Genomic DNA, 25,919 nt, shown 5'->3' on the forward strand with positions numbered 1-25,919 from the left:
ATGGGAGACACGAGATGATCAATCCAAAATTGGCGCTGGCAGTCATAGGCGGCTTGACGATAGGGCTTCTGGTCGGACCAGGCGCGCAGGCGCAGCAGGACAACCAGTGGTTCCCGCAGGCGCGCGAGAAGAGCCAAGCGAGCAACGCGAAGCATCCGGGTGGACAGAAGCAGGTGAGCAAGCCGCGGCAGATTCACGCGATCAGGCAGGATCATCCCAACAACACGAAGATGGCTCAGGCTACAAAAACCGAGAGCGCGAAAAAGTCGCACCGGCTGGTGCTGCAGGTCAATTCCAACGAACCTGCGATGATGAACCTCACGCTCAACAATGCGAGCAACGTCGCGCAATATTATCGCGATCTCGGTGAACCAGTGTCGATCGAGGTCGTCACCTTTGGTCCCGGCCTTCACATGCTGCGCGATGACACCTCGCCGGTAAAGCCGCGCATCGAGGTGCTCGCGATGAGCCATCCCGAGATCTCCTTTAAAGCTTGCGGCAACACGCAGGAAAACATGCGCAAGGCAGAGAACAAGGACATCAACCTGATCCCACAGGCAACGGTCGTGAAATCCGGCGTTGTCCGCGTCATGGAGCTGCAGGAGCAGGGCTGGAGCTACGTCAAACCGTGAGGTCTGGCAAACCGGACATGGCGAGCGTTCGCGGGTCGTGGATACAGGAGCCCAGCCCTAGAACTGATACCGCCGCAGCCCCCCGTCCACCGGGATCACCGTCCCGGTGATGTACCGCGCCACCGGCGAGGCCAGGAACACCGCCAGCGCGGCCAGATCTTCCGGCTCGCCCCAATAGCCGACCGGGATTTCCTCCTCGGCAAAACGCTCCCGATAATCCGGCGGATAGTTGCGGCGGATCTGCTCGCTCATGATGCGGCCGGGAGGGATGCAGTTGATGGTGATGCCGTGCTCGCCGATCTCGCGCGACAGGCCCTTGGCCCAGGCGTGCACGGCGGCCTTGGCGGCGAACGCCGCGTTGAGCCCCTCGGGCTCGGACTTGCCGGTGATGTTGACGATGCGGCCCCATTTGCGCTCGATCATCTGCGGCAGCAATGCATGCGCGATGCGGCGGTAGCTGGTGAAGTTCAGCGCGATCGCCTCGTCCCATTTGCTGTCGGGTGCATCGACCGGCAGCGGCCGGCTGCCGCCGGCATTGTTGATGAGGATGTCGACATGGCCGAGCTCCTTCACCGCAAAGGCCGCGATCCGCTCTGCCGCGTCCTTCGCCATCACGTCCTGCTCGAGCGGCGTGATCAGCCCGGAGCCTTCCTCCTTCACCAGCTCGGCGAGCAGATCGGTGCGCCGCGCCACGCCGACCACACGCACGCCTTCGGCGGCGAGGCCCTTGGCGATGGCGCGGCCGATGCCGATGCTCGCGCCGGTGACGACTGCGGTTTTCGATCTGAGCCCGAGGTCCATGGTCACACGCTCTCTTGTTTGGTTCTTGCTTATTGCCGTTCGTTTCCTGCCCGTCCCGCGGGCCTTGCGAATTGCCTGAGCGGGACGAGCAGTGGTAACCAACAGCGACCTTGAAGGAAACACGAAAAAGAAAAGGCGCTGAGCGATGGCCTGGGATCCGCAGCAATACTTAAAATTCTCCGGCCACCGGCTCCGGCCCGCCGTTGATCTCTTGATGCGGATCCCGGATTTTGGCCCGCGCAAGATTGCCGATCTCGGCGCCGGCGCCGGCAACGTGACAAAACTCATCAAGGAGCGCTGGCCGGAGGCGAGCGTGACCGGCGTCGAGGGCTCCGCCGAGATGGTTGCCGCCGGCCGCAAGGCTGCACCCGATGTCGAATGGTCCCACGAGGACCTCGGCCAATGGCGCCCCGCCAGGCAATACGACTTGATCTACTCCAATGCCGCACTGCACTGGCTGCCCAATCATGCGGCGCTGTTTCCATCGGTCATGGAGAAGGTGAAGCCTAGCGGCATGCTTGCGGTGCAGATGCCGCGCAACTTTCTGGCGCCGTCGCATGTGCTGATCGGCGAGACCGCGCTCGATGGTCCGTGGCGATCCAAGCTCGAGCATCTCGTGACGCCGCCGCCGGTCGAGGGGCCGGCCTTCTATCACGATCTTCTTGCGCCGATGTCGGCCGACATCGACATCTGGGAGACCGAATATCTGCAGGTGCTCGAAGGCGAGAACCCCGTCAAGGAATGGACCAAGGGGACCTGGCTGACGCGCTGTCTCGACGTGCTCGCAGGCGAGGAGAAGATCGCATTCGAAGCCGCCTATGGCGCGCGGGTTGCGAAGGCCTATCCGAAGAATGCGGCGGGGCAGACCCTGTTCCCGTTCCGCCGCCTTTTCATGGTTGCGCAGCGCAAGAGCTGATGCTCTGCCGCAATGCGACATAAGCGCTCGTTCCCCTGGACAGAAGCAGGTGCCGGGTTGCGTAGACAGCGCTCGTCAAGATAGCTTGGCTGCGGCAAATTGGGCTTAGGTCTAGTTGTTCGGCCTGCGGATTGCTGCCACTACTCAAACCGGAAAACAAAAAAGCACCCGGTTTGTCGAGGTTGTTGGGAGGTCTTCATGCGCAAACTGCTTCTTGCGGTCGCGGCGGCCGCGCTGATTCTGGCCCCTGCCGCTGCGCTGGCCCAAACTCCGATCGTCATCAAGTTCAGCCACGTCGTCGCCAACGACACCCCGAAGGGGAAGGGCGCACTGAAGTTCAAGGAGCTCGCCGAGAAATACACCGACGGCAAGGTCAAGGTTGAAGTCTACCCGAACTCCACGCTCTACAAGGACAAGGAGGAGATCGAGGCGCTGCAGCTCGGCTCCGTGCACATGCTTGCCCCTTCGACCGCGAAATTCGCGCCCCTCGGCATCAAGGAGTTCGAGGCGCTCGACCTGCCCTGGCTGTTCAAGGACGAGCAGACCTATTCCAACGCGATGAAGGGCACGGTCGGCAAGTGGCTGTTCCAGAAGCTCGAGACCAAGGGCATCACCGGGCTCGCTTACTGGGACAATGGTTTCCACATGGTCTCTTCGAATCGCCCGCTGATGAAGCCGACTGACTTCCAGGGACTGAAGTTCCGCATCTCCGGATCGAAGGTTGCCGACCAATATTTTCGCCTCGTCGGCTCGATCCCGCAGATCATGGCGTTCTCCGAAGTTTACCAGGCGCTGCAGACCGGCGTGGTCGACGGCTGCGAGAACACCGCATCCAACTATCTGACGCAGAAGTTCTACGAGGTGCAGAAGGACATCACTGTCTCCTATCATGCACACCTGCAGTATGCTGTGATCGTCAACTCGAAGTTCTGGTCGGGCCTCCCGCCCGATATCCGCACCCAGCTCGACAAGGCGATGGCGGAGGCGACTGACTACACCAACTCGATCGCCCGCCAGGAGAACGAGGACGCGCTGGCCGAGATCAAGAAAACGGGAAAGACCAATCTGCATTACCTCACCGATGCCGATCGCAAGGCCTGGCAGGAGGCGATGCAGCCGACTTATAAATGGGCAAAGGGACGGGTCGGGCAGGAGGTGCTCGATCTCATCGCCAAGGAACTCGACGTCAAGATGAACTGACGGCTGCGGCCCAATAAGAACAACACCAACGGTCGGGGGTGATCGCACTCCCGGCCGTTTCGCTCTTGAATGACGACCTGATGCTGGGGGACCAAGTTGTTGCGTGTGCTGAATCGTTTTCTCGACCATCTCGAGGAATGGCTGATCGCGACGATGATCGCGGCTGCGACGTCGCTCATCTTCGTCGCCGTGCTGCACCGTTACGGCGCCGGGCTGTCGATCGATATCGCCAAATGGGCGGAAGCCCGAAACCTGACCTTCCTGGCCGTTCCGGCGCGGGCGACGTTCACCTGGCTTGCTGCGCTCGACTTGTCCTGGGCGCAGGAGCTCTGCATCTACATGTTCATCTGGATGGCCAAGTTCGGCGCCGCTTATGGCGTGCGGACCGGCATCCATGTCGGCGTCGACGTGCTCGTCAACATCCTTCCGGGCGGATCCCGCCGGCGCGTCATCACCTTCGGTCTGTTGTGCGGCGCGCTGTTCACCGCCATTGTCGCCTATTTCGGGGCCGCGTTCGTCGGCCAGATGTGGCAGACCGGCCAGCAGTCCAATGATCTGGAAGCACCGATGTGGATGGTGTATCTCACCATCCCGCTCGGCTCCGGCCTGATGTGCTTCCGCTTCCTGCAGGTCGCCTGGTCGTTCCACCGCACCGGCGAGCTGCCGCATCACGACATGGCGGGCGTCGAGGGTGTCGAGGCGGATCCGGTGCATCCGGCGCCGGTCACGCATAGTCAGGTCGTCCGGGACGAGCGCAGCCCGCTCGGCTGGATCCTGATGCTGCTGCCGGTCCTGATCGTCGCGCTGTGCTTCGCGCATGCGGGTCACGTCATCACGCTGCCGCAGGGCTTGCGCGTCCTCATCGTGTTCGCGCTTCTGCTCTCCTTGATGCTGACGGGCATGCCGATCTCGATCGCGCTCGGTCTCACCGTGCTCAGCTTCATGTTCACACTGACCGACGTGCGAACGGAATCGGTGGCGCTGAAGCTGTTCACCGGCATCGAGAATTTCGAGATCATGGCGATCCCGTTCTTCATCCTCGCCGGCAACTTCCTGACCCATGGCGGGGTGGCGCGACGGATGATCACCTTCGCGACCTCGCTGGTCGGCCATTGGTACGGCGGTCTGGCGCTGTCGGGGGTGGTCGCCTGCGCGCTGTTTGCCGCCATTTCCGGCTCGTCGCCGGCGACCGTCGTGGCGATCGGCTCGGTGATCCTGCCGGCGATGGTCGCGCAAGGTTTCCCGAAGCGGTTCGGCGCGGGCGTGATTACGACGTCGGGCTCGCTCGGAATTCTGATTCCGCCGTCGATCCCGATGGTTCTCTACGCCGTCTCCACCAACAGCTCGGTCGGCAAACTTTTCATCGCCGGCATCGTGCCGGGATTGGTCCTGGCCACGCTGCTCGGCGCCACCACATTTTACCGGGCCTGGCGCAACGACTATCCGCGGATGCCGAAGGCAACGCTGTTCGAGCGCTTCGATGCCTTCCGCAAGTCGATCTGGGGCATCCTGCTGATCGTGATCGTGATCGGCGGCATCTACAGCGGCCTGTTCACGCCGACCGAAGCTGCCGCCGTCAGTGCGGTCTACGCCTTCATCGTCGCGGTGTTCATCTATAAAGACCTGAAGCTGAGCGACGTGCCGCGGGTGCTGCTGTCGTCGGCGAATCTTTCGGCGATGCTGCTCTACATCATCACCAACGCCGTCCTGTTCTCGTTCCTGATGACCTACGAGAATGTGCCGCAAGCGCTGGCGCAATGGATGATCGACCAGGGCCTGGGGTGGATCGGCTTCCTGCTCCTCGTCAACCTGCTGCTGCTGCTGGCGGGCAACGTGATGGAGCCGTCCTCGATCATCCTCATCATGGCTCCGATCCTGTTCCCGGTCGCGATCAAGCTCGGCATCGACCCGATCCATTTCGGCATCCTGATGACAGTCAACATGGAGGTTGGCCTCTGCCATCCGCCTGTCGGCCTCAACCTCTACGTGGCGTCCGGCATCGCCAAGATGGGCATCACCGAGCTCACGGTCGCGGTGTGGCCATGGCTGCTGACGATGCTGGGATTCCTGGTGGTGGTGACGTACTGGCCGGGCCTGTCGTTGTGGCTGCCGCGGCTGCTGGGGATGTAGCATTCGCCGTCCCCTTTCCCTTGTGGAAGAGGGACGCGTCGTAGCCCGGATGGAGCGCAGCGCAATCCGGGGCCTCCGTATCAGCGGATAGATTCCCGGATTGCGCTTCGCTCCATCCGGGCTACGCGTCCTCCATCGCCGATAGTAATCGCCTGCCAGATGCGGTTAGATGCCGCGCAACCGGCGGGGAGGAGCAAGCATGACAGAACCCAGCAGCGAGCCAAAGGACGCGACGCCGTCCGTCATCGCCCAGCAAGCGGCGATGCTGAACGCGCTGCCGTTTTCCGACACGCGGGATTTCGACGACGCCGCGCGCGGCTTCCTCGGCACGATCGAGAATGCGACGATCACGAACCCGCAAGGGCGGACGGTCTGGAGTCTCGCGCCTTACGGCTTCCTGTCCACCGAAGAGGCGCCACCCACGGTCAATCCGAGCCTGTGGCGGCAGTCGCGTCTCAACATGCAGCACGGCCTGTTCGAGGTCGTGCCCGGTGTCTACCAGGTGCGCGGGCTCGACATCGCCAACATGACGCTGATCGAAGGCGACAGCGGCGTCATTGTCGTCGACACGCTGACCTCGATCGAAGGTGCCCGCGCCGCGCTCGATCTCTATTTCAGGCATCGCGGCCTAAAGCCCGTCGCGGCCGTCATCTTTACCCACACCCACACCGATCATTGGGGCGGCGCGCGCGGCGTGCTGGAGGAAGACGCACTCGCCACTGGCCGCGTGCCGATCATCGCGCCGAACCTGTTCATGGAGCACGCCGTCTCCGAGAACATCATCGCGGGCCCCGCGATGCTGCGCCGAGCGCAGTACCAGTTCGGGCCGCTGCTCGCCAAGGGGACGCGGGGGCAGGTCGATTGCGGGCTCGGCAAGTCGATGGCGGCAGGCTCCGTCGCGCTGCTGCGCCCGACCGATTTGATCATGGCGACCGGCGACAGGCGCGTCATCGACGGCGTCGAATTCGAATTCCAGATGGCGCCGAACAGCGAAGCGCCGGCGGAGATGCATTTCTTCATCCCGCGCTACAAGCTGTTGAACCTTGCCGAGAACTGCACGCACAATTTCCACAATCTGCTGCCGTTCCGCGGTGCCGACGTGCGCGACGCGCTGGCCTGGTCAAAATATCTGGGCGAGGCCTTGCAGCTCTGGGACGGCAAGGCGGAGGCGATGTGCGGCCAGCATCATTGGCCGGTGTGGGGAGCTGAGCGCATCGGCACGATGATCCGGCAGCAGCGTGACCTCTACAAATTCGCGCATGACCAGACCATCCGCCTGATGAATCACGGCCTCACCGCGGCCGAGATCGCCGAGACGATCCAGCTGCCGAAGAGCCTGGAAGGCGCCTGGCACGGCCGCGGCTATTACGGCCACATCCGGCACAATGTGAAGGCGATCTACCAGAAATATCTCGGCTGGTACGATGCCAACCCGGTCAATCTCGATCCGCTGCCGCCGGTGGAGTCAGGCAGGAAATACGTCGAGTATATGGGCGGGGCGGATGCGATCCTGGCGCGGGCACGTGCGGATTTCGACAAGGGTGAATTCCGCTTCGTCGCCCAAGTGCTCGGCCATCTCGTCTTCGCCGAGCCTGACAATGCGGCGGCGCGCGCGTTGCTCGCCGACACGCTGGAGCAGCTCGGCTACGCCGCCGAAAGCGCGACCTGGCGCAACGCCTATCTGTTCGGTGCGCAGGAATTGCGCCAGGGCATGCCGAAGGTGCCGGCGCGCCCGCCGATGCCGCGCGAGACGCTGGCGGCGCTGCGCACCTCGCAGCTCTGGGACGTGCTCGGCATCCGCCTCAACGGCCCCAAGGCCGAGGGCAAGCACATCGTGCTGAACTGGAGTTTTTCCGATACCGGCGAGACCTTCGTGCTCAATCTGGAGAACTGCGCGCTGACCTACACCGAGGGCGTGCAGGTGGAGGGCGCCAATGCCAGCTTCACGTTGACGCGCGCAACGCTCGACGAGGTGATCGCCAAGCTGACGAGCTTTCCGGAAGCCGTCGCTGCAGGGAGGGTCAAGCTGTCGGGCAACCCGATGAAACTCGCCGAGCTGATGGACCTGATGGACGAGTTTCCCAGGATGTTCGAGATCGTGGAGCCGAAGCGGGCGGTGGTGAGGTAGGGAAGGCCGTGTTGACGCGCCGAGGACGTCACACTCCGCCGTCGTCCCCGCGAACGCGGGGACGACACTGTTGGTTGGTCTGCGACGCCGTTGGTTGGCTAGCTTACTCCGCGCTGCTCACCAGCTTGATCCGCGGCGACTGTTCCTCGGCGAGGCTGCGGTAGGCGGCGAGGTAATCCAGCGCCATTCGCCGCGCCGTGAAACGCGTCTCGAACTGTTTGCGGATCGCGGTGCGGTCGAGTTGCGGAAGGCGATTGACGACGCCGGCTGCGCTGAGGATGTCCTCGACGACGAAGCCGGTCAGCCCCTCGTCGATGATCTCCGGCACCGAGCCGCGGTTGAAGGCGACCACCGGCGTTCCGCAGGCCATGGCTTCGATCATCACGAGGCCGAACGGCTCCGGCCAGTCGATCGGCAGCAGAAGGCCGAGCGCGCCGCTCAAAAAGTCCGACTTCTCGTGATCGCTGATCTCGCCGATGAACTCCACCAGGGGATTGTTCTCGATCATCGGCCGGATCAGCTCGTCGTAGTAATCCTGGTCGGCACGATCGACCTTGGCCGCGATCTTCAGCGGAATGCCGCAATGGGTCGCGATCTTGATGGCGCGGTCGACGCCCTTCTCGGGCGCGATGCGGCCGAGCACGGCGAGATATTCCTGTTTCGCCGGCTTCGGCGTCAGCAAATTCTCCGGAAGACCGTGATGAATCGTCGTCACCCAGTTCGCCTGCGGCACCGGCCGTCGCTGCGCATTGGAGATCGAAATGACGGGCATCTTGGAGAAGGTGTTGAACACCGGCTGATGCTCCGGCAGGTCGAGCCGGCCGTGCAGCGTGGTCAGGAACGGCGTCGGCTGGCGGTGGAACAACGACCACGGATAATAGTCGAGATGGAAGTGGAGGAAGTCGAACTCCTCGTCGTCACATTTTTGCCGCACGCGCTCCAGCAGCACCATGTGGAGGGCGTTTGGATCGCGCACGGAACCGTCGAGACGGAGCGCCCTCGGCCACAGTGCATCCAGCTTGGCCGAGGTCTGTGAATCGCCGCTGGCGAACAAAGTCACGTCGTGCCCAAGGGCCACCAACTCTTCCGTCAACCAATGCACCACCCGCTCGGTGCCGCCATACAGCTTGGGTGGAACAGCCTCCGTCAACGGAGCTACCTGCGCGATGCGCATCTCACCATCTCCTTGCGATCATAAAGGTTGAAACCCCCCGCCAGTACGGCACCGGCATGCCAGACAAGGGAACGTTCCCGCACTTGCGAAGTTCCTTCCTCCGAACGTTACATCTTCGACACGTCCGCGGGTCGTCTCGATGCTGCCACGACATCTTCTCAGATCGTCCGCATCCGCATGTCGTGATCGCCCGGCCCGGGAACCGAGGCGACGAGGTCGATGTTCAGTCGATCAGTAACAAAACGAAAATCAGCATAACGGGGCGATAGCCATATGGATCATCTTTCTGGATACGCGCGCAGGCCATTTGCCTTTGTCTTGCGCTATCTTCGGATGCGAATCGCATCGCATCTGGTGATCCTGGCCGCGGTCGTTGCAGCGGTTGCCTGCTCCGTAGGCACCCAATACGGGGTCAAATCGCTCGTCGACGCCTTGTCAGCGGGTCCTTCGCAAGGCGGCGGCGTATGGCTGGCATTCATTTTACTCATGTCGCTGATCGCCGCCGACAACTTCCTGTGGCGGATCGCGAGCTGGACGGCGAGTTTCACCTTCGTTCGTGTCACGGGCGATTTACGGCGTGACATATTTCGTCATCTGACCGGACACGCGCCCAGCTACTTCTCGGACCGGATGCCCGGCATGCTGACGAGCCGCATCACCGCGACGTCGAACGCGGTGTTCACGGTCGAGAACATGTTCGTCTGGAACGTGTTGCCGCCCTGCATTGCCACAATTGCGGCAATCGCCCTGATTGGAACCGTCAGTCCTTACATGGCGCTTGGCCTGATCGTGATTGCTGGCGGCATGGTGGTTGCGATGTTCCGTCTCGCCGCCGCGGGCAAGCCGCTGCACGACGACTTCGCCGACAAGGCCGCCGTGGTCGACGGCGAGATGATCGACGTCATCAGCAACATGCCGCTGGTCCGTGCCTTCTGCGGTATCGGCCACGAGCACGAGCGGTTCGACGCGACGGTGAACCGGGAACTGACCGCGCGGAGCCGCAGCCTGCGTTATCTGGAAAAGCTGCGGCTGCTGCATGCCGCAGTGACCGTGCTTCTGACGATCGCGCTGATGGCCTGGGCAGTCACGCTCTGGCAGCAGGGCGAGGCGACGACCGGCGACGTGGTGCTGGTCTGTACGCTCGGTATCTCCATCCTGAGCGCGACGCGCGACCTTGCGGTGGCGCTGGTCGATGTCACCCAGCACGTTGCGCGACTGACCGAGGCGATCGCCACGCTGCTGGTGCCGCACGATCTGCGCGATCACCCCGACGCCGAGCCGCTGGTGAAGAGCGGCGCGGCGATCGCGTACAATAACGTCACCTTCGGCTATCCCGGCGGCGAGAAGATCTTCGAGCGCTTCAGCCTGCGGCTCCAGCCCGGCCAGCGCGTCGGCCTGGTTGGTCAATCCGGCGGCGGCAAGTCTACGCTGTTCACGCTGCTGCAGCGCTTCTACGACACCGATGAAGGCAGCATCACGATCGACGGACAGGACATTTCGAAGGTCACGCAGCTCAGCCTGCGCGAGGCGATCTCCGTGGTGCCCCAGGATATTTCCCTGTTCCACCGTTCCATCCGCGAGAACATCCGCTATGGTAGGCCGAACGCGACCGATGACGAGGTACTGCGCGCGGCGATCGCGGCGCGCTGCGATTTCGTCGAGAGCCTGCCTGATGGCCTCGACACCATGGTCGGCGACCGCGGCGTCAAGATGTCCGGCGGGCAGCGCCAGCGCATCGCCATCGCGCGCGCGTTTTTGAAGGATGCGCCGATCCTGCTGTTGGACGAGGCGACCGCCGCGCTCGACAGCGAATCGGAGGAGGCCATCCGCGAGGCGCTGTCCCGCCTGATGCGCGGCCGCACGGTGATCGCGATCGCGCATCGGCTGGCGACGCTGCGCAATTTCGACCGCGTGGTGGTGTTGAGGGCCGGCAAGATCATCGAGGACGGCGCGCCCGACCGACTGATGCAGGGTCACGGTCCCTACCGTGAGCTGGTGACGCAGGAGATGAGCCGGCTCGCGAAGTTCGCCGCGTAAACCCAACAGTCGCGTTCGCGTTGGTTGCGTTTCGAAACAAGGCGCAGGGGAGCAGCTCATGGCAGCCGAAGCCGTAACCAAGATCATCTCCGTGTCGCAGACGGTGGAGGCCGTCGCGGAGCAGACGTTCTACATTCCGATGACGGGGCCCGCCGCGCGGCCGCGGCGGTCCCTGAAACATGACGACACCTTTATCGTGCTCGACAGCCATGGCGACATCGGCGCGTCGGCCGGCGGGCCGGACGGCTTGTTTCACTACGACACCCGCTATCTGGCGCGGCTGGAGCTCGTGCTCGACGATCTCCAGCCGCTGTTGCTCGGCTCCAACCTGCGCGACGACAATTCGGCGCTCACCGTCGATCTCACCAATCCCGACATCTACCGGCAGGGCCGCCTCGTCTTCCAGAAGGACCTGCTGCACATCGTGCGCACGATTTTCCTGTGGCGCGGCACGGCCTATCAGCGCATCGGCGTGCAGAACCACGGCGACGGCCGCGCCAGTTTCGAGCTGACGCTGCTGTTCGACAACGACTTTGCCGATCTGTTCGAGGTCCGCGGCGAGCGCCGTCCGCGCCGCGGGACCGGCACGAGCAAATTGCTCGGGCCGACCGACGTGCTGTTCGAATATCGCGGCCTCGACGACACCGAGCGCACTACGGGCCTGCATTTCGACCCGCGTCCGACGCGGCTGTCGGTGAATGCCGCGACCTGGCAGCTCGAGCTTGACCCTCATGAATCGAAATCGCTGTTCGTAGCCGTATCCTGCAACCGTCCGGTCGCCGAGAAGCCCGCACGCTTCTTCAGGGGCTTGCTCGCCCATCGCCGCGAGATGCGCCGGTCCACGATGGGCGCCGCCAGCATCGAGACCTCTAATAACATCTTCAACGAGGTGCTGTGCCAGGCCATGGCCGACCTCAACATGCTGATGACGGAGACGCCGCAGGGGCGTTATCCCTATGCCGGCATTCCCTGGTACTCGACGACGTTCGGCCGCGACGGCCTGATCACCGCGCTCCAGATGCTGTGGGTCGATCCGCGCGTCGCCAAGGGCGTCTTGCGCCGGCTCGCGCATTTCCAGGCCAAGGCGACAGATCCGCTCGCCGATGCCGCGCCGGGCAAGATCCTGCATGAGATGCGCGGCGGCGAGATGGCGGCGCTGCGCGAGGTGCCGTTCGCGCAATATTACGGCAGCGTCGATTCGACCGGGCTGTTCGTCCTGCTCGCCGGGAGCTATTTCGAACGGACCGGCGACGAGAAGACCTTGATCGAATTATGGCCGGCGATCGAGGCGGGGCTGGCCTGGATCGACGGTCCCGGCGATCCCGACCAGGACGGCTTCGTCGAATACCAGCGCGCGACCGAGAAGGGGCTCGCCAACCAGGGCTGGAAGGACTCCTACGACGCGATCTTCCATGCCGACGGCCAGCTTGCGGAAGGCAACATCGCGCTCGCCGAAGTCCAGGGCTACGTCTATGCCGCCAAGCTGCTCGCCGCGCGTTGCGCGCTGCGGCTCGGCAAGCCGGACCGCGTGCGCAAGCTCGAGACCGAAGCCAGGACGCTGGCCGAGCGCTTCGAGAAGGCATTCTGGTGCGAGGAGCTCGGCACCTACGCGCTCGCCCTCGACGGCAGGAAGCGGCCCTGCAAGGTGCGGACTTCGAACGCCGGCCAGGTGCTGTTCAGCGGCATGATCCGCGAGGACCGTGCCCGCCTCGTCGCCGCCGATCTGATGCGGCCGCATTTCTTCTCGGGCTGGGGTATCCGCACCGTCGCGCAGGGCGCAGTGCGCTACAACCCGATGTCATATCATGATGGGTCGATCTGGCCGCACGACAACGCGCTGATCGCGCTCGGGCTCGCGCGCTACGGCCTCAAGCATTCGGTCGCTCATGTCTTCAAGGGGCTGTTCGACGCCGCCACCTATATGGACCTGCGCCGGCTACCCGAATTGTTCTGCGGTTTCCGGCGCGAGAAGCGGCGCGGCCCGACGCTCTATCCGGTCGCCTGCGCGCCGCAGGCCTGGGCCAGCGCGACGCCGTTCACGCTGCTGGAGGCGGCGCTCGGCATCGAGTTCGACGTGGCGCGCAGCGAGATTCGCCTGCGCAACCCGCATCTGCCGGCGTTCCTCAACGAGGTGATCCTGCGCGATCTCAGGCTCGGCGAATCCAGCGTCGATCTTCGCGTCAGCCGCCACGGCGACGACGTGGCGCTGGAAGTCTTGCGCACGCGCGGCCAGATCCAGGTGTCGATCGTGCTGGCGCGCTAGCGGCGCGCGGGGAGAGTGTCATGCGTGCGGTCGGAGCGTTGTTCCTTGGCATAGCCATCGTCGCGGGCCTGGCGGCGGCCACGTCGCGCGCCGCAGAGGAGCCGCCTGCAGGGCAGAGCGAGGCGAAAGCGCCGACGGCACCGTCGCCGACCTCGGCCGTCCCTGTCACGCCGAAGGACGCAGCGCCGCCGCCGTCGGTGACCATCATCGGCGCGAGCGAGGCCCATGGCGTGCTCGGCCGCGACGTGCGTAGCGCCGCGGATGAAGACATGGGCCGCATCGTCGACGTCATCGTCGACCGCGGCGGCCATGTCCGCGCCGCAGCCATCGATTTCGGCGGATTTCTCGGCGTCGGCAGCCGCAAGATCGTGGTGGATTGGAACGCATTGCGCTTCGGCAAGATTGCCAACAAGAAAGACAGCATCACGCTGGAACTGACCAAGGCGCAGGTCGCGGCCGCGCCCGAATACAAGGAAGACACGCCGATCGTCGTGCTCGGCGCATCCGGCAGCCTTCAACCGCTGCAAGCGATCCAGTGAGGTGCCGGGAGGGCTGACCGCCTGTGCTGTTGTCGAGGAAGCCGAACCATGCAGATCGTGACGGCCGCGCCGAGCAGGACAACGTCGCCGCGCCATCGGCCGCGGGCATTCCTGCGCCGTCGCGCCAGAGCCTGCGCGGCCTCGACTGGTTCATCTTCTTCCTCGCCGACGTGCAGACCGGATTCGGTCCCTTCATCGCGGTCTATCTGACGACCCAGAAATGGACCCAGGTCGAGATCGGCCTCGTGCTGTCAATCGGTGGTATCGTCGCGTTGATCGGGCAAATGCCGGGCGGGGCGATCATCGATGCCGCGAAATCGGAGCGACTGGTCGCCGCCCTCGCGATCGCGACCATCGGCGCTTGCGCGCTGGCCTATGCGGCGATGCCGATCTTTCCTGTGGTGGTGGCCGCGGCCACCTTGCACGCGGCGGCGAGCTGCGTGCTGGGGCCGGCGATTGCGGCGATCAGCCTTGGTCTGGTCGGCCCGTTCGCGATCGGCGAGCGGCTCGGCCGCAACGCGCGCTTTGCCTCCCTCGGTAATGGCGTTGCCGCGGCGGTGATGGGTACCGCGGGCTATCTGTTGTCGAGCCGCTCGGTCTTCCTGGTCACCTTCCTGCTCGCGATCCCCACCCTGATCGCGCTCTCGCGCATCCGTGAGAATGAGGTCGATATCGCCCGCTGTCATGGCGAGATGCCGCGCGAATCGGCGGATCGCGGCGACACCAACATCTGGCACCTGATCCGGCAGCGTCCGCTCATCGTCTTCGCGCTCAGCGTGCTGCTGCTGCAACTCGCGAATGCCGCGATGATGCCGCTGATGGCGAGTGCAGTGACGGCGCGGTCCGCCCAATGGGCGACAGTGCTCGTCGCCTTTTGCATCGTCGTTCCGCAAGCGATCGTGGCGCTGCTGTCACCGACGGTCGGCCGCAAGGCGCAAGCGTGGGGCAGGCGGCCGCTGCTGCTGATCGGGTTCGGTGCGCTGGCGATTCGCGGCCTGTTGTTTGCGACCGTGCGCGATCCGTATCTGCTGGTCGCCGTGCAGGTGTTTGACGGCATCACCGCGGCGGTGTTCGCGGTGATGATTCCGCTGATCGTGGCCGACGTCGCCTTTGGCAGCGGCCATTTCAACCTGGCGCAGGGCATCGTCGGCACCGCAACCGGCATCGGCGCGTCGCTGAGCACGGTGCTCGGAGGCTATGTCAGCGACAAGTTCGGCAATGCGACCGCCTTCATCGGGCTGTCGGGTGTGGCCGCGACCGGGCTCTTGCTGATTCTCTTCGTGATGCCGGAGACGCGGCGCACGGCATGACTCGAGGCCGAAAGAAAAAGGCCGGCCGAAACGCGTTCGGCCGGCCAAGTGGGTAGGAGGAGGAAGATCAGGCGAAGCTCAGGCGTCGAGATGTTGCAGGCGCTGGCGGTTGCGCAGCACGATCTGGCGGGCGCCGGAGAAGCCCAGAATGCCCTGGGCGTGGAGCTGCGACAGCGCGCGAGACACGGTTTCGAGGGTGAGGCCGAGATAGTCGCCGATGTCGCGGCGGCACATCGGCAGCGCCATCATGCCGGCAACGGCGAGGCGGCGGTCCATTTCGAGCAGGAAGGTCGCAACGCGCTCCATCGCGGTCTTGCGCCCCAGCAGCAGCATGTGGTCCTCGGCATGGCGCAGCTCGGAGGCGGTCATGGCCCAGAGCTTGCGGGCGACCTGGACATCGGTGCCTGCGGCCTTCTCGAGGCTGGCGCGCTTCACGAGACGCACGGTGGTGTCGATGATGGCTTCGGCAGCAAGGCGGTGAGCGGGACCGGATTCGAGGCCGAACACGTCGCCGGGAAGATGGAAGGCGCCGATCTGGCGGCGGCCGTCGGACAGGAGCTTGTAGCTGCTCACTGCGCCGGACACGACCTGGTAGACATATTCGGCCGGCTCGTCCTCGCCATAGATCTCCTCGTCCTTGCGATAGGAGAACTCGGTGGCGACGAGGCCGACATGGCCGGTGATGGCGCCGAACTGGTCGGTGACGGGATGGCCGGGGGCGATCTTGCCAACAATCTGGGTGTTGATCGCCTGGGTGTTGAGGGTCTGGGTGAGCATCTGCGCCATCTCCGTTGTGATGACGCTTTGGTACGCGGTATCGGGGGCTTCGAAAATTTCGAGCGATATCTTAAGGGGGTCTACCTACGTAGAATCCCGTAGGTCACGCGCGGGGGCGGTCCTGAATGGCGCGGCGAATGCGCTTGATCAGGGTTTCGTCGAGAAGCGGCTTCAAAACCACGTCTTTGACGCCCGCCGCAGCCGCACGGGTCGAGATGTTCTCGTCCGGATAGCCGGTGATCAGGATCACGGGGGCGCCGCGGTCGGCCTCGCGCAGGCGGCCCGCAAGCTCGATGCCGTTGATGTCGGGCATCTTGTAGTCGATCACGTAGCAGTCCGCCCCGCGCGCGCCGCCGGCGTTGAGCAGCGCGGTGCCGCTCCTGAAGGTCCGCACGGCAAAGCCGTCGGTTTCCAGCAGGAACCGCAGAGAGCCCAGGACGGCGGCATCATCATCGACCACGTAGACGGTGGGGAGCGCTGAGGACGACGGCCGCTCGTAATGTGAACCGACCTCGATCATGCTGCTTGGCTAGCACGGCGCCGGGAAGGGGCCTTGACTTGGCTCAATCCCGTTTGCCCCTATCCGACGTGCCTCAATCGTTGAGCATGCCGGCGCGCATTGCGAGGCGGACCAGCTCCGACAGGCTGTTGGCCTGCATCTTGGTCATGACGTTGGCGCGGTAGACCTCGATGGTGCGCGGGCTGATGTCGTATTCGCGGGCGATCAGCTTGTTGGACAGGCCCGCGATCAGCCCCTCCATGACCTGGCGCTCCCGGGGGCTCAAGGAGGCGACGCGGGCGGCGATGTCCTGCGTGACGGCGTCGCTCTTGGCGGCGGGCTCGGCCTGGCGGATCGCCGATTCGATCATGGTGGTGAGGCGGTCGTCCTCGAACGGCTTTTCCAGGAAGTCGACCGCCCCAAGCTTCATCGCCTCGACCGCGAGCGGCACGTCGCCATGACCGGTCATGATCAGGATCGGAAACGGGCTCTGCTGCGCCTTCATCCGCTTGAGCAGCTCGATCCCGTCGAGTCCCGGCATGCGCACGTCGGAGACGACGCAGCCGAAGGCGAGGCCGGGCAGGGCGTCGATGAAGCTCTGCGCATTGTCGAACAGCGTGACGCCGAAGCCGGCCGAATCCAGCAGGAAGTTCAGCGAATCCCGCATCGCCGCATCGTCGTCGATGACGTAGATATGTCCCTTGGTGGTCATGAATTGGTTCTCGTCAGTCAGTTCTCGGCGGTCGCCGGCAAGGTGAAGCGGAATGTCGCGCCGCCCGATGCATTGCTCTCGGCCCACATGCGGCCGCCGTGAGCCTCGATGATCGAGCGGCTGATCGACAGTCCCACGCCCATGCCGGTTTCCTTTGTGGTGAAGAAGGTCTGAAACAGGTTTGGAATGACGTCGCCCTGGAAGCCGGAGCCGGTGTCGGAGACCTCCACCTCGATCATGTCGTCGGCGACGCGGGTGTTGGCCACGACGAGCTCGCGGCGCGACGACTGCGCCATCGCCTCCAGCGCGTTGCGGAACAGATTGACCAGCACCTGCTGGATCTGCACCCGGTCTGCGAGGACGAGATCGGCGTCGGGATCGAGGCTGAAGCGGAGCTGCACGTTCTGCTCGCGCGCGCCGGCGAGCCCGAGCGCGCCGGCCTCCTCGATCAGCTTGGACAGGCTCTCGACCCGCTTCTCCGACTCGCCGCGCGAGACGAAGTCGCGCAGGCGCCGGATGATCTGGCCGGCGCGCAAGGCCTGCTCCGCCGCGCGATCCAGCGCGCTTTCGATCTTCGGCGTGTTCGCGTCGGTGCTGCCGGCGAGCAGCCGCCGCGATCCCTTCATGTAATTGCTGATCGCAGCCAGCGGCTGGTTGAGCTCGTGGGCGAGCGCGGAGGCCATTTCGCCCATCGCGGTCAGTCGCGAGACGTGGACCAGCTCGGATTGCAATTCCTGGAGCCGGGCCTGGGTCTGCTGGTGCTCGGTGAGGTCGCGGACGAATCCGGTGAAATAGGGCTCGCCGGCGGATTCCATCTCGCCGATCGACAGGTGCATCGGAAAGGTCGTGCCGTCGCGGCGCTTGCCGGTCACGATGCGGCCGATGCCGATGATGTGCGGATCGTTCGTGGAGCGGTAGCGGGCGATGTAGCCGTCATGGCGGGTGCGATCGGGCTCCGGCATCAGAATGCTGACGTTCTGACCGATTGCCTCGTGCTCGGACCAGCCGAACAGGCGCTCCGCAGCCGTGCTGAACAGCTGCATGATGCCGTGGCCGTCGATGACGATCATGGCGTCGGGAATAGTATGGAGAATCGAGCGGAGGTGGGTCTCGCGCGTGCGTAGCGCCTCCTCGACCTGCTTTTCCTCGTCGATGTCGAGAAAGATGCCGCTGAGATGACGCGCCGTGCCGGCTTCGTCCCGAATGAGTCCGGCCCGGGCGCGGATCCATTGCCCGTTGCCTGAGGTGTTCGCGACCTTGAAAGACACGTCGAAGCTGCCGCCACGCTCGGAAACGCGCTTGATTGCGCTCTCGACCCGCTCCCTGTCCGTCGGTTGAAGCCGCGACAGGAAGAGATCGTAGCTCGCCGGCTGCCCCGGTTCGACGCCGAGCAGGGCTCTGGCGGTATCGGACCAATCCAATTCCCGTGTCGCGAGGTCGAGATCCCAGGTGCCGACGCCAAATCCTTCGATCCGAACGCGAAAACGTTCGCCCCCACCGTCGTCCTGCGAGTGCGTTACGCGGGTCGGCGACAAATGATGTTCCTCATCCTGATGCGGCGGCTCCGGACGCGGTTACCGCTCCCCTAATGTCGCCTAAGGCCGGGCCGGAGGCAAGTTCTGTCGGCTTGCCGATTGACGGCAAGTCGGGCGCCGGCGCCCTCCTTGATCTATCTCATCCCGATGTGCGGAGGCAGGCGTAAATTTTACCAAAGTCTTTGCACGGGAGAATACCGATGACATACGCGACGGTGATGGTCAGCCTGGCGCTCGACCAGTCCAACGAAGCGCGTCTTCAGGTCGCGGGCGAACTCGCCGAACGATTCGAGGCCACGCTCGTCGGGGTTGCTGCAGCCCGGTTTACGCCGCCGCTTTATTTCACCGACGGTGCGGAGGCCCAGCGCCTGATCGATCAGGAGGAGGCCTCAGTCAAGCGGTGTCTGGGCGATCTGGAGGCGGAATTCCGCGCCGCGACCCGGACTCGCGGCGGGCGCGTGGAATGGCGCTGCGCCACGGATTTTCCCACGCGGTTCGTCCTGGCTCAGGCGCGCTGCGCCGACATCATCGTCAGCGGCGGGCAGAGTCCGGCCTTCTCCGATGCCTTTTCGCTCGCAAGCCCCAGGGACTTGGTGATGCAGGTCGGCCGACCGTTGCTGGTGGTGCCTGATCGAATCAACTGGCTCGATCTGCGGAATGTGCTGGTGGCGTGGAAGGACACGCCGGAGGCGCGGCGGGCGGTGGCCGATGCGCTGCCGATGCTGCGCAAGGCGAGGGACGTCACCATCGCCACAATTCCGGAGCGCGACGACGACCGTTCGGTCGTCATGGCCGGCGTCACCGACGTTGCCGCCTGGCTCGCCCGCCACGGCGTCACCGCGGCCGCGCGGATCTGCGAAGGCGCCCGGAACGAAACCGCCGCCGCGCAATTGGAGAAGGTCGCCGGCGACGTCGATGCCGGACTGATCGTTGCGGGTGCCTATGGTCATTCGAGGTTTCGTGAATTGATCCTGGGAGGCGTCACCCAATATCTGGTCACGCAGACCGCCCGCAGCGTGCTGCTGTCGCACTGACGGCCGGCCGGAATCGAATCGAGGAGGACGCGCCGTGTACAGATTTCTTGAACAGACCGTCGACGGCTACATGACACGCAACGTCAAGGCGGTGCAGCGCGACCGTGACCTGCTCGAGCTCAGCCAGATGTTCGAAACCGACGATTTCAACTCCTATCCGGTCGAGGACGATGGGCAGGTGGTCGGCATCGTCACCAAATTCGACATCCTGAAGTGCTTCGCCTTCACGCCGAGCCAGATGCTGCCGCGCTATCACGACCTGATGAGCCGCAAGATCGGCGACGTCATGACGCCCGAGTTCATCTATGTCAGCCCCGACACGCGGCTGACGCGCGTGCTCCAGATCATGGTGGAGCACCGCATCAGGAGCATCATCGTGCTCGATGGTGCGCAGAAGCTGGTCGGAATCATCGCCCGTGAGGATGTCATCGCGGCGCTGAAGGCGACGGCGCGCGACTGACGCACTATCCCTGATCGATTTCATTGTCGCCTCCGTGATCATACGGAGGTTATTCCCGCTTGCGGCGTCACGCCGGGCGGCCTGCTCGTGCGTCGAGATTTTGAAGGGAACCAGCGGGATCGCCTGCTCCGAAGAACTTAAATGCCGCTCTTGATTTCAATCAATTCCGAGTGAGGATGAATGTGGTTTCTGGCGCTGTGTTCTTTCAGAGAGAATCCGCATGAGCCAGCCCTCCATCTCCAAATCCATGACCATCGGTGAAAGCGGCCTGGCTGTCGTGTTCGCAGTCACCGCTTTCCTCTGCGTGGTCGCTTCGGCCAAGGCGCTCGATGCGCCGTTCGCCTTCCACGCCGCGCTCAGCGCGGCGGCGAGCCTTGCTGCGGTGTTCGTCATCGTCAACCGCTACCTCGACCGTCCGGTGGCGCTGCCGCCACAGGAGACCAACGGGCGCCCGAACTACAACATGGGCCCGATCAAATTCTCCTCCTTCATGGCGATGTTCTGGGGCATTGCCGGCTTCCTCGTCGGCCTCATCATCGCCTCGCAGCTGGCATGGCCTGCGCTGAACTTCGACCTGCCCTGGACCAGCTTCGGCCGCCTGCGGCCGCTGCACACCTCCGCCGTGATCTTCGCCTTCGGCGGCAACGTGCTGATCGCGACCTCCTTCTACGTGGTGCAGAAGTCCTGCCGCGCGCGTCTCGCCGGCGACCTCGCGCCTTGGTTCGTCGTGGTGGGCTACAATTTCTTCATTTTGATCGCCGGCACCGGCTATCTGCTCGGCGTCACTCAATCGAAGGAATATGCCGAGCCGGAATGGTATGCCGACCTGTGGCTGACCATCGTCTGGGTCGTCTATCTGCTCGTCTTCCTTGCCACCGTCATCAAGCGCAAGGAGCCGCACATCTTCGTCGCGAACTGGTTCTATCTCGCCTTCATCGTGACGATCGCGGTGCTGCATCTCGGCAACAACCCCGCGCTTCCCGTCTCGGTGTTCGGCTCGAAGTCCTACGTCGCCTGGGGCGGCATCCAGGACGCCATGTTCCAGTGGTGGTACGGCCACAACGCGGTCGGCTTCTTCCTGACCGCCGGCTTCCTCGCCATCATGTACTACTTCATCCCGAAGCGCGCCGAGCGGCCGATCTATTCCTACCGGCTGTCGATCATCCATTTCTGGGCGCTGATCTTCCTCTACATCTGGGCAGGTCCCCACCATCTGCACTACACGGCGCTGCCGGACTGGACGCAGACGTTGGGCATGACCTTCTCGATCATGCTGTGGATGCCCTCCTGGGGCGGCATGATCAACGGCCTGATGACGCTGTCGGGTGCCTGGGACAAGCTGCGCACCGATCCCGTGCTGCGCATGCTCGTGGTCTCCGTCGCCTTCTACGGCATGTCGACCTTCGAAGGCCCGATGATGTCGATCAAGGTGGTCAACTCGCTCAGCCACTACACCGACTGGACCATCGGCCACGTGCACTCCGGCGCGCTCGGCTGGGTCGGCTTCGTGTCCTTCGGCGCGCTCTACTGCCTGGTGCCGTGGGCCTGGAATCGCAAGGGGCTCTACAGCCTGAAGCTCGTCAACTGGCACTTCTGGGTCGCGACCCTCGGCATCGTCCTCTACATCTCGGCGATGTGGGTGTCCGGCATCCTCCAGGGCCTGATGTGGCGCGCCTACACCTCGCTCGGCTTCCTCGAATATTCCTTCATCGAGACCGTCGAGGCGATGCATCCCTTCTACATCATCCGCGCCGCCGGCGGCGGGCTGTTCCTGATCGGCTCGTTGATCATGGCCTATAACCTCTGGATGACCGTTCGCGTCGGCGAGGCGGAAGTCCAGATGCCCGTCGCTCTTCAGCCGGCGGAATGAGGAGCTCCACCATGTCGTTCTGGACACGCCACCAAATCTTCGAAAAGAACTCGATCATCCTGATCGTCGGCATCCTGCTGGTGATCGCGATCGGTGGTCTCGTCGAGATCACCCCGCTGTTCTACCTCAAGAGCACGATCGAGAAGGTCGACGGGGTCAGGCCCTACACGCCGCTGGAGCTGGCGGGCCGCAACGTCTACGTTCGCGAGGGCTGCTATCTCTGCCACTCGCAGATGGTCCGCCCGCTGCGCGACGAGGTCGAGCGCTACGGCCACTTCTCGCTCGCCGCGGAGAGCATGTACGACCATCCGTTCCAGTGGGGCTCGAAGCGCACCGGTCCCGACCTCGCCCGCGTCGGCGCAAAGTATTCCGACGACTGGCACGTCACCCATCTGACCAACCCGCGCGCGATCGTGCCGCAGTCGGTGATGCCGGGCTATCCGTTCCTCAGCCAGACCGAGGTCGATCCGGATACGATCGCCGACCACATGCGCACGCTGAAGGCCGTCGGCACGCCTTACACGGACGACCAGATCGCCAACGCGGGCGCCGACATGAAGGCCCAGGCCGACCCGGACAATTCCGGCGGCGACGCCTTCAACAAGCGCTACGCCAAAGCCGTCGTGCGCAATTTCGACGGCAAGGCCGGCACGCCGACCGAGATGGACGCGCTGGTCGCGTACCTGCAGATGCTCGGCACGCTGGTCGACTTCAAGATCTACAACGAGAAAGCCAATCTTCGCTGAGAAGGCATGAACGATGAAAGCTATCCTGTCAGTCCATAATCTAGCGTCCGAGCTCGTGACGACGATCTGGACCCCGGTGTTCGTCGCGATCTTTCTCGCGATCATCGCCTACGCATTTTGGCCCCGTAACAAGGCTGTCTTCGACGAAGCAGCGCACCTGCCGTTGCGGGAGGAGTGAGAGACCATGACCGATCATCATAGCGACATCGACTCCGTCTCCGGCAAGTCCACGACTGGACACGAGTGGGACGGTATCAAGGAGCTCAACACACCGCTGCCGCGCTGGTGGGTGATCTCGTTCTACCTCACCATCATCTGGTCGATCGGCTACTGGATCGTCTATCCGGCCTGGCCGCTGATCTCCAGCAATACCACGGGCATGTTCGGCTACTCCTCGCGCGCCGACGTCGCGGTCGAGCTCGCCAACCTCGAGAAGATCCGAGGTGACAAGATGGCGGCGCTGGGCGTCGCCTCGCTCGCCGACATCGAGAAGGACCCAGCCTTGCTGGCGCTCGCCCGCGCCAAGGGCAAGACCGTGTTCGGCGACAATTGCGCGCCTTGCCACGGCTCCGGCGCCGCCGGCGCCAAGGGCTATCCGAACCTGAACGACGACGACTGGCTGTGGGGCGGCACGCTCGACCAGATCATGCAGACCATCCAGTTCGGCGCGCGCTCCGGTCATGCCAAGACCCATGAGGGCCAGATGCTCGCCTTCGGCAAGGACGGCGTGCTGAAGGCCGACGAGATCGTCACGGTCGCCAATTACGTGCGGTCGCTGTCGGGCCTTTCGACCCGCAACGGCTTTGATGCCGCCAAGGGCGAGAAGATCTTTGCGGAGAATTGCGTCGCCTGCCACGGCGACGGCGGCAAGGGCAATTTGGAAATGGGCGCCCCGAACCTCACCGACAAGATCTGGCTCTACGGCTCCGACGAAGCGGCTCTGATCGAGACCATCAGCCAGGGCCGCGCCGGCGTGATGCCGGCCTGGGAAGGGCGGCTCGATCCCGCCACCATCAAGGCAATGGCGGTCTACGTCCATTCGCTGGGCGGTGGAAAATAGCAGATCTCGCTGCAGACGGGGGTGAACAAAAATGCCCCCGTTTGCGCTGGATCAACTGACGCGGCGGTGTCGGGTCTAGGTTCAATCGCACCTTTTCGAGAAGCTCCAGGCGATGAACAAGACCGTGAACCCCAAAGACCTCACATTGGACGATGACAACGGGCCGCTCTACGCAGCCCACAAGAAAGTCTATCCCCAGAGCGTCTCCGGCACGTTCCGCCGGATCAAATGGAGCCTGATGGCGATCTGCCTCGGCGTCTATTATTTCCTGCCGTTCGTGCGCTGGAACCGCGGACTCGGCGCCCCCAGCCAGGCGGTGCTGATCGATCTCCCCAATAGCCGCTTCTACTTCTTCTTCATCGAGCTGTGGCCGCAGGAGGTCTACTACTTTACCGGCCTGTTGATCGTGGCCGCGGTGGCGCTGTTCCTGATGAACTCGGTCGGTGGTCGCATCTGGTGCGGCTATCTCTGTCCGCAGACGGTGTGGACCGACCTGTTCTATGCCGTCGAACGCCTGGTCGAGGGTGACCGGCGCGAGCGGATGAAGAAGGACAAATCGTCCGACCCGTTGAAGCTCGAACGGATCTCCGAGATCGTGCTCAAGCATTCGATCTGGCTCATGATCGCCTGGTGGACCGGCGGCGCCTGGGTGCTCTACTTCAACGACGCGCCAACCCTGGTGAAGGAGCTCGTCACCTTCCAGGGCCCGATGATTGCCTATGTCTGGATCGGAATCCTCACGGCGACGACCTATCTGCTCGCCGGCTACATGCGCGAGCAGGTCTGTACCTATATGTGCCCGTGGCCGCGCATCCAGGCCGCGCTCACCGACGAATGGGCGCTGAATGTCACCTACCGCTACGATCGCGGCGAGAAGCGCACCTCGGTCAAGAAGGCCGCCGAACTGCGCGCGCTCGGCGAGCAGGTTGGCGATTGCGTCGATTGCTACCAATGCGTCGCGGTTTGCCCGACCGGCATCGATATCCGCAACGGACCGCAGATGGAATGCATCCAGTGCGGCCTGTGCATCGACGCTTGCGACAACGTCATGACCAAGATCGGCCGGCCGAAGCGACTGATCGGTTACGACAACGACATCAACATCCATCGCCGCCAGGAGGGCAAGGCGCCGATCTACCGGATCGTCCGGCCCCGCACCATCGTCTACAGCGCGATCATCGCGGCCATCGGCGGCTTCATGGTCTACACGCTGGCGACGCGCCGCCTGCTCGACGTCAACGTGCTGCACGATCGCAATCCGGTTGCGGTCAAGCTCAGCGACGGCTCGATCCGCAACGCCTACACGGTGCGCCTGCTGAACAAGAGCGGCTACGACCGCGCTATCGCCATCGACGTGGAGGGGCCAGCCAACCCCACGATGCATGTCGTCGGCGTCGATTCGGTGACGCCTGATAGGCCGATCATCGTGATTCCGCGCGACTCCACCAGTGAGCTGCGGCTGCTCGTCACCGCGCCAGCCGAGAACAATCCGGAGAAGTCGATTCCCGTCCGCTTTCACGTCATGGACATCGGCCTCGGCGTCGCCGCGAGCGCCGTCGACAATTTCGTCGCGCCGTAGATCCAGGAGACTATCATGGCATCCGCCCCGAAGCCGCTGACCGGAACGAAAGTCTTCCTGATGCTGGTCGCCTTTTTCGGCCTCGTGATCGGCGTCAACGTCACCATGATGAAGCTCGCGATCGCGACGCTGCCCGGCACCGAGGTCGACAGCCCCTATGCCGCGGGACTGACCTATGATCGCGAGATCTCGGCAGCGCAGGACCAGACCGCGCGCAAATGGAAGGTCAACGCCCATATCGAGCGCCGCAACGACGGCGGTGCCTTGCTTCAGGTCGAAGCACGCGATGCCGGCGGCCAGCCGATCGCCGGACTTAAATTCGGCGGCCGGCTGGAGCGGCCGACCGACAAGCGCGCCGATCTCGCCGTCGAGCTCACCGAAGCCGGCATCGGCCTCTATCGCGGCAATGCCGCCTCCGTCGCGCCCGGGCAATGGGATCTGGTGATCGAGGGCGAGGCGCGGGGGACGCGCGTGTTCCTGTCGCGTAACCGCGTGATCCTGAACTGAAGGATTTTGT

At 64.1% G+C, this 25,919-nt stretch carries 23 protein-coding genes and 1 pseudogene; 18 read left to right on the plus strand and 6 right to left on the minus strand.

Annotation, left to right across the window (positions count from 1 at the left end; genetic code table 11):
- The first annotated feature begins 14 nt into the window (after positions 1-14).
- Positions 15-632 carry a hypothetical protein gene (locus tag GGD65_RS32410; RefSeq protein ID WP_246783488.1) on the plus strand — a complete coding sequence of 206 codons (618 nt, stop codon included), beginning with the start codon at positions 15-17 and terminating at the stop codon, positions 630-632.
- Positions 633-689: 57 nt separating this feature from the next.
- On the opposite strand, the gene GGD65_RS32415 is transcribed toward GGD65_RS32410, so the two are convergent.
- Positions 690-1,433: an SDR family NAD(P)-dependent oxidoreductase gene (locus GGD65_RS32415; RefSeq protein ID WP_183237991.1), complete on the minus strand. Its 744-nt coding sequence runs from the start codon at positions 1,431-1,433 to the stop codon at positions 690-692.
- Between the two features lie 145 nt (positions 1,434-1,578).
- Between GGD65_RS32415 and GGD65_RS32420 the strand changes: the two genes are divergently transcribed.
- The 5 genes and pseudogenes from GGD65_RS32420 (at position 1,579) to GGD65_RS32435 (ending at position 7,807) form a co-directional block, all read left to right on the plus strand.
- A complete protein-coding gene (locus GGD65_RS32420) occupies positions 1,579-2,349 on the plus strand; it encodes a methyltransferase domain-containing protein (RefSeq protein WP_183237906.1) in 771 nt (256 codons plus the stop codon).
- Between the two features lie 198 nt (positions 2,350-2,547).
- A complete protein-coding gene (locus GGD65_RS32425; RefSeq protein ID WP_183237907.1) occupies positions 2,548-3,549 on the plus strand; it encodes a DctP family TRAP transporter solute-binding subunit in 1,002 nt (333 codons plus the stop codon).
- 153 nt (positions 3,550-3,702) lie between these two features.
- Positions 3,703-4,179: pseudogene (locus tag GGD65_RS41035) on the plus strand (TRAP transporter small permease); the annotation flags it as partial.
- A gap of 219 nt (positions 4,180-4,398) precedes the next feature.
- A complete protein-coding gene (locus GGD65_RS41040; protein WP_246783491.1) occupies positions 4,399-5,679 on the plus strand; it encodes a TRAP transporter large permease subunit in 1,281 nt (426 codons plus the stop codon).
- A 199-nt stretch (positions 5,680-5,878) separates the two neighbouring features.
- Positions 5,879-7,807 carry an alkyl/aryl-sulfatase gene (locus tag GGD65_RS32435; RefSeq protein WP_183237909.1) on the plus strand — a complete coding sequence of 643 codons (1,929 nt, stop codon included), beginning with the start codon at positions 5,879-5,881 and terminating at the stop codon, positions 7,805-7,807.
- A gap of 103 nt (positions 7,808-7,910) precedes the next feature.
- Here GGD65_RS32435 and GGD65_RS32440 read toward each other — a convergent pair whose 3' ends face one another.
- Positions 7,911-8,981: a glycosyltransferase family 4 protein gene (locus GGD65_RS32440; protein WP_018322729.1), complete on the minus strand. Its 1,071-nt coding sequence runs from the start codon at positions 8,979-8,981 to the stop codon at positions 7,911-7,913.
- Between the two features lie 273 nt (positions 8,982-9,254).
- Between GGD65_RS32440 and GGD65_RS32445 the strand changes: the two genes are divergently transcribed.
- Genes GGD65_RS32445 through GGD65_RS32460 form a run of 4 tightly spaced genes read left to right on the plus strand, consistent with a single transcriptional unit; the run spans position 9,255 to position 15,130 of the window.
- Positions 9,255-11,018, plus strand: coding sequence for an ABC transporter ATP-binding protein (locus tag GGD65_RS32445; RefSeq protein WP_018322730.1), 1,764 nt, complete (start codon positions 9,255-9,257; stop codon positions 11,016-11,018).
- A gap of 58 nt (positions 11,019-11,076) precedes the next feature.
- Positions 11,077-13,281, plus strand: coding sequence for an amylo-alpha-1,6-glucosidase (locus GGD65_RS32450; RefSeq protein ID WP_183237910.1), 2,205 nt, complete (start codon positions 11,077-11,079; stop codon positions 13,279-13,281).
- Between the two features lie 20 nt (positions 13,282-13,301).
- Positions 13,302-13,820: a PRC-barrel domain-containing protein gene (locus GGD65_RS32455; protein WP_183237911.1), complete on the plus strand. Its 519-nt coding sequence runs from the start codon at positions 13,302-13,304 to the stop codon at positions 13,818-13,820.
- A 23-nt stretch (positions 13,821-13,843) separates the two neighbouring features.
- Positions 13,844-15,130, plus strand: a complete 1,287-nt coding sequence (locus GGD65_RS32460) for an MFS transporter (protein ID WP_018322733.1) — start codon at positions 13,844-13,846, stop codon at positions 15,128-15,130.
- 78 nt (positions 15,131-15,208) lie between these two features.
- Here the strand turns inward: GGD65_RS32460 and GGD65_RS32465 are convergent, their stop codons facing one another.
- From GGD65_RS32465 to fixL, 4 genes are all read right to left on the minus strand, one after another.
- Positions 15,209-15,907, minus strand: a complete 699-nt coding sequence (locus GGD65_RS32465; RefSeq protein ID WP_026202804.1) for a helix-turn-helix domain-containing protein — start codon at positions 15,905-15,907, stop codon at positions 15,209-15,211.
- A gap of 103 nt (positions 15,908-16,010) precedes the next feature.
- Positions 16,011-16,427 carry a response regulator transcription factor gene (locus tag GGD65_RS32470; RefSeq protein WP_183237912.1) on the minus strand — a complete coding sequence of 139 codons (417 nt, stop codon included), beginning with the start codon at positions 16,425-16,427 and terminating at the stop codon, positions 16,011-16,013.
- Positions 16,428-16,500: 73 nt separating this feature from the next.
- Positions 16,501-17,118 carry a response regulator FixJ gene (gene fixJ, locus GGD65_RS32475; RefSeq protein WP_018322736.1) on the minus strand — a complete coding sequence of 206 codons (618 nt, stop codon included), beginning with the start codon at positions 17,116-17,118 and terminating at the stop codon, positions 16,501-16,503.
- Between the two features lie 17 nt (positions 17,119-17,135).
- Positions 17,136-18,653 carry a sensor protein FixL gene (gene fixL, locus GGD65_RS32480; protein WP_018322737.1) on the minus strand — a complete coding sequence of 506 codons (1,518 nt, stop codon included), beginning with the start codon at positions 18,651-18,653 and terminating at the stop codon, positions 17,136-17,138.
- 200 nt (positions 18,654-18,853) lie between these two features.
- Here fixL and GGD65_RS32485 point away from each other — a divergent pair, with 200 nt between their 5' ends.
- The 8 genes from GGD65_RS32485 to GGD65_RS32520 all read left to right on the plus strand — a co-directional run bounded on the left by GGD65_RS32485 (position 18,854) and on the right by GGD65_RS32520 (position 25,909).
- A complete protein-coding gene (locus GGD65_RS32485; RefSeq protein ID WP_179739622.1) occupies positions 18,854-19,687 on the plus strand; it encodes a universal stress protein in 834 nt (277 codons plus the stop codon).
- Positions 19,688-19,721: 34 nt separating this feature from the next.
- Positions 19,722-20,147: an HPP family protein gene (locus GGD65_RS32490; protein WP_092259746.1), complete on the plus strand. Its 426-nt coding sequence runs from the start codon at positions 19,722-19,724 to the stop codon at positions 20,145-20,147.
- 220 nt (positions 20,148-20,367) lie between these two features.
- Complete coding sequence (ccoN, locus tag GGD65_RS32495; protein WP_183237913.1) at positions 20,368-22,017, plus strand: cytochrome-c oxidase, cbb3-type subunit I; 1,650 nt, start codon at positions 20,368-20,370, stop codon at positions 22,015-22,017.
- Positions 22,018-22,028: 11 nt separating this feature from the next.
- Entirely contained in the window at positions 22,029-22,763 is a 735-nt protein-coding gene (gene ccoO / locus GGD65_RS32500) for a cytochrome-c oxidase, cbb3-type subunit II (RefSeq protein WP_018322741.1), read from the plus strand.
- Between the two features lie 13 nt (positions 22,764-22,776).
- Positions 22,777-22,941, plus strand: coding sequence for a cbb3-type cytochrome c oxidase subunit 3 (locus GGD65_RS32505; protein ID WP_018322742.1), 165 nt, complete (start codon positions 22,777-22,779; stop codon positions 22,939-22,941).
- Positions 22,942-22,947: 6 nt separating this feature from the next.
- Positions 22,948-23,823: a cytochrome-c oxidase, cbb3-type subunit III gene (gene ccoP / locus GGD65_RS32510; RefSeq protein ID WP_018322743.1), complete on the plus strand. Its 876-nt coding sequence runs from the start codon at positions 22,948-22,950 to the stop codon at positions 23,821-23,823.
- 112 nt (positions 23,824-23,935) lie between these two features.
- Entirely contained in the window at positions 23,936-25,402 is a 1,467-nt protein-coding gene (gene ccoG / locus GGD65_RS32515; RefSeq protein WP_183237914.1) for a cytochrome c oxidase accessory protein CcoG, read from the plus strand.
- A gap of 15 nt (positions 25,403-25,417) precedes the next feature.
- Positions 25,418-25,909 carry a FixH family protein gene (locus GGD65_RS32520; protein ID WP_183237915.1) on the plus strand — a complete coding sequence of 164 codons (492 nt, stop codon included), beginning with the start codon at positions 25,418-25,420 and terminating at the stop codon, positions 25,907-25,909.
- Positions 25,910-25,919 lie beyond the last annotated feature (10 nt).

The organism is Bradyrhizobium sp. CIR18, assembly GCF_014198295.1.
In the GTDB taxonomy this organism is placed as follows: Bacteria; Pseudomonadota; Alphaproteobacteria; order Rhizobiales; family Xanthobacteraceae; genus Bradyrhizobium.

Coding starts and splice junctions, on each gene's coding strand:
- ccoP (WP_018322743.1), top strand. CDS start 22,948: ATGACCGATCATCATAGCGACATCGACTCCGTCTCCGGCAAGTCCACG.
- GGD65_RS32455 (WP_183237911.1), top strand. CDS start 13,302: ATGCGTGCGGTCGGAGCGTTGTTCCTTGGCATAGCCATCGTCGCGGGC.
- GGD65_RS32425 (WP_183237907.1), top strand. CDS start 2,548: ATGCGCAAACTGCTTCTTGCGGTCGCGGCGGCCGCGCTGATTCTGGCC.
- GGD65_RS32470 (WP_183237912.1), bottom strand. CDS start 16,427: ATGATCGAGGTCGGTTCACATTACGAGCGGCCGTCGTCCTCAGCGCTC.
- GGD65_RS32485 (WP_179739622.1), top strand. CDS start 18,854: ATGACATACGCGACGGTGATGGTCAGCCTGGCGCTCGACCAGTCCAAC.
- GGD65_RS32520 (WP_183237915.1), top strand. CDS start 25,418: ATGGCATCCGCCCCGAAGCCGCTGACCGGAACGAAAGTCTTCCTGATG.
- ccoN (WP_183237913.1), top strand. CDS start 20,368: ATGAGCCAGCCCTCCATCTCCAAATCCATGACCATCGGTGAAAGCGGC.
- ccoO (WP_018322741.1), top strand. CDS start 22,029: ATGTCGTTCTGGACACGCCACCAAATCTTCGAAAAGAACTCGATCATC.
- GGD65_RS32445 (WP_018322730.1), top strand. CDS start 9,255: ATGGATCATCTTTCTGGATACGCGCGCAGGCCATTTGCCTTTGTCTTG.
- ccoG (WP_183237914.1), top strand. CDS start 23,936: ATGAACAAGACCGTGAACCCCAAAGACCTCACATTGGACGATGACAAC.
- GGD65_RS32410 (WP_246783488.1), top strand. CDS start 15: ATGATCAATCCAAAATTGGCGCTGGCAGTCATAGGCGGCTTGACGATA.
- fixJ (WP_018322736.1), bottom strand. CDS start 17,118: ATGACCACCAAGGGACATATCTACGTCATCGACGACGATGCGGCGATG.
- GGD65_RS32415 (WP_183237991.1), bottom strand. CDS start 1,433: ATGGACCTCGGGCTCAGATCGAAAACCGCAGTCGTCACCGGCGCGAGC.
- GGD65_RS32450 (WP_183237910.1), top strand. CDS start 11,077: ATGGCAGCCGAAGCCGTAACCAAGATCATCTCCGTGTCGCAGACGGTG.
- GGD65_RS32420 (WP_183237906.1), top strand. CDS start 1,579: ATGGCCTGGGATCCGCAGCAATACTTAAAATTCTCCGGCCACCGGCTC.
- GGD65_RS32440 (WP_018322729.1), bottom strand. CDS start 8,981: ATGCGCATCGCGCAGGTAGCTCCGTTGACGGAGGCTGTTCCACCCAAG.
- GGD65_RS32435 (WP_183237909.1), top strand. CDS start 5,879: ATGACAGAACCCAGCAGCGAGCCAAAGGACGCGACGCCGTCCGTCATC.
- GGD65_RS32465 (WP_026202804.1), bottom strand. CDS start 15,907: ATGCTCACCCAGACCCTCAACACCCAGGCGATCAACACCCAGATTGTT.
- GGD65_RS32505 (WP_018322742.1), top strand. CDS start 22,777: ATGAAAGCTATCCTGTCAGTCCATAATCTAGCGTCCGAGCTCGTGACG.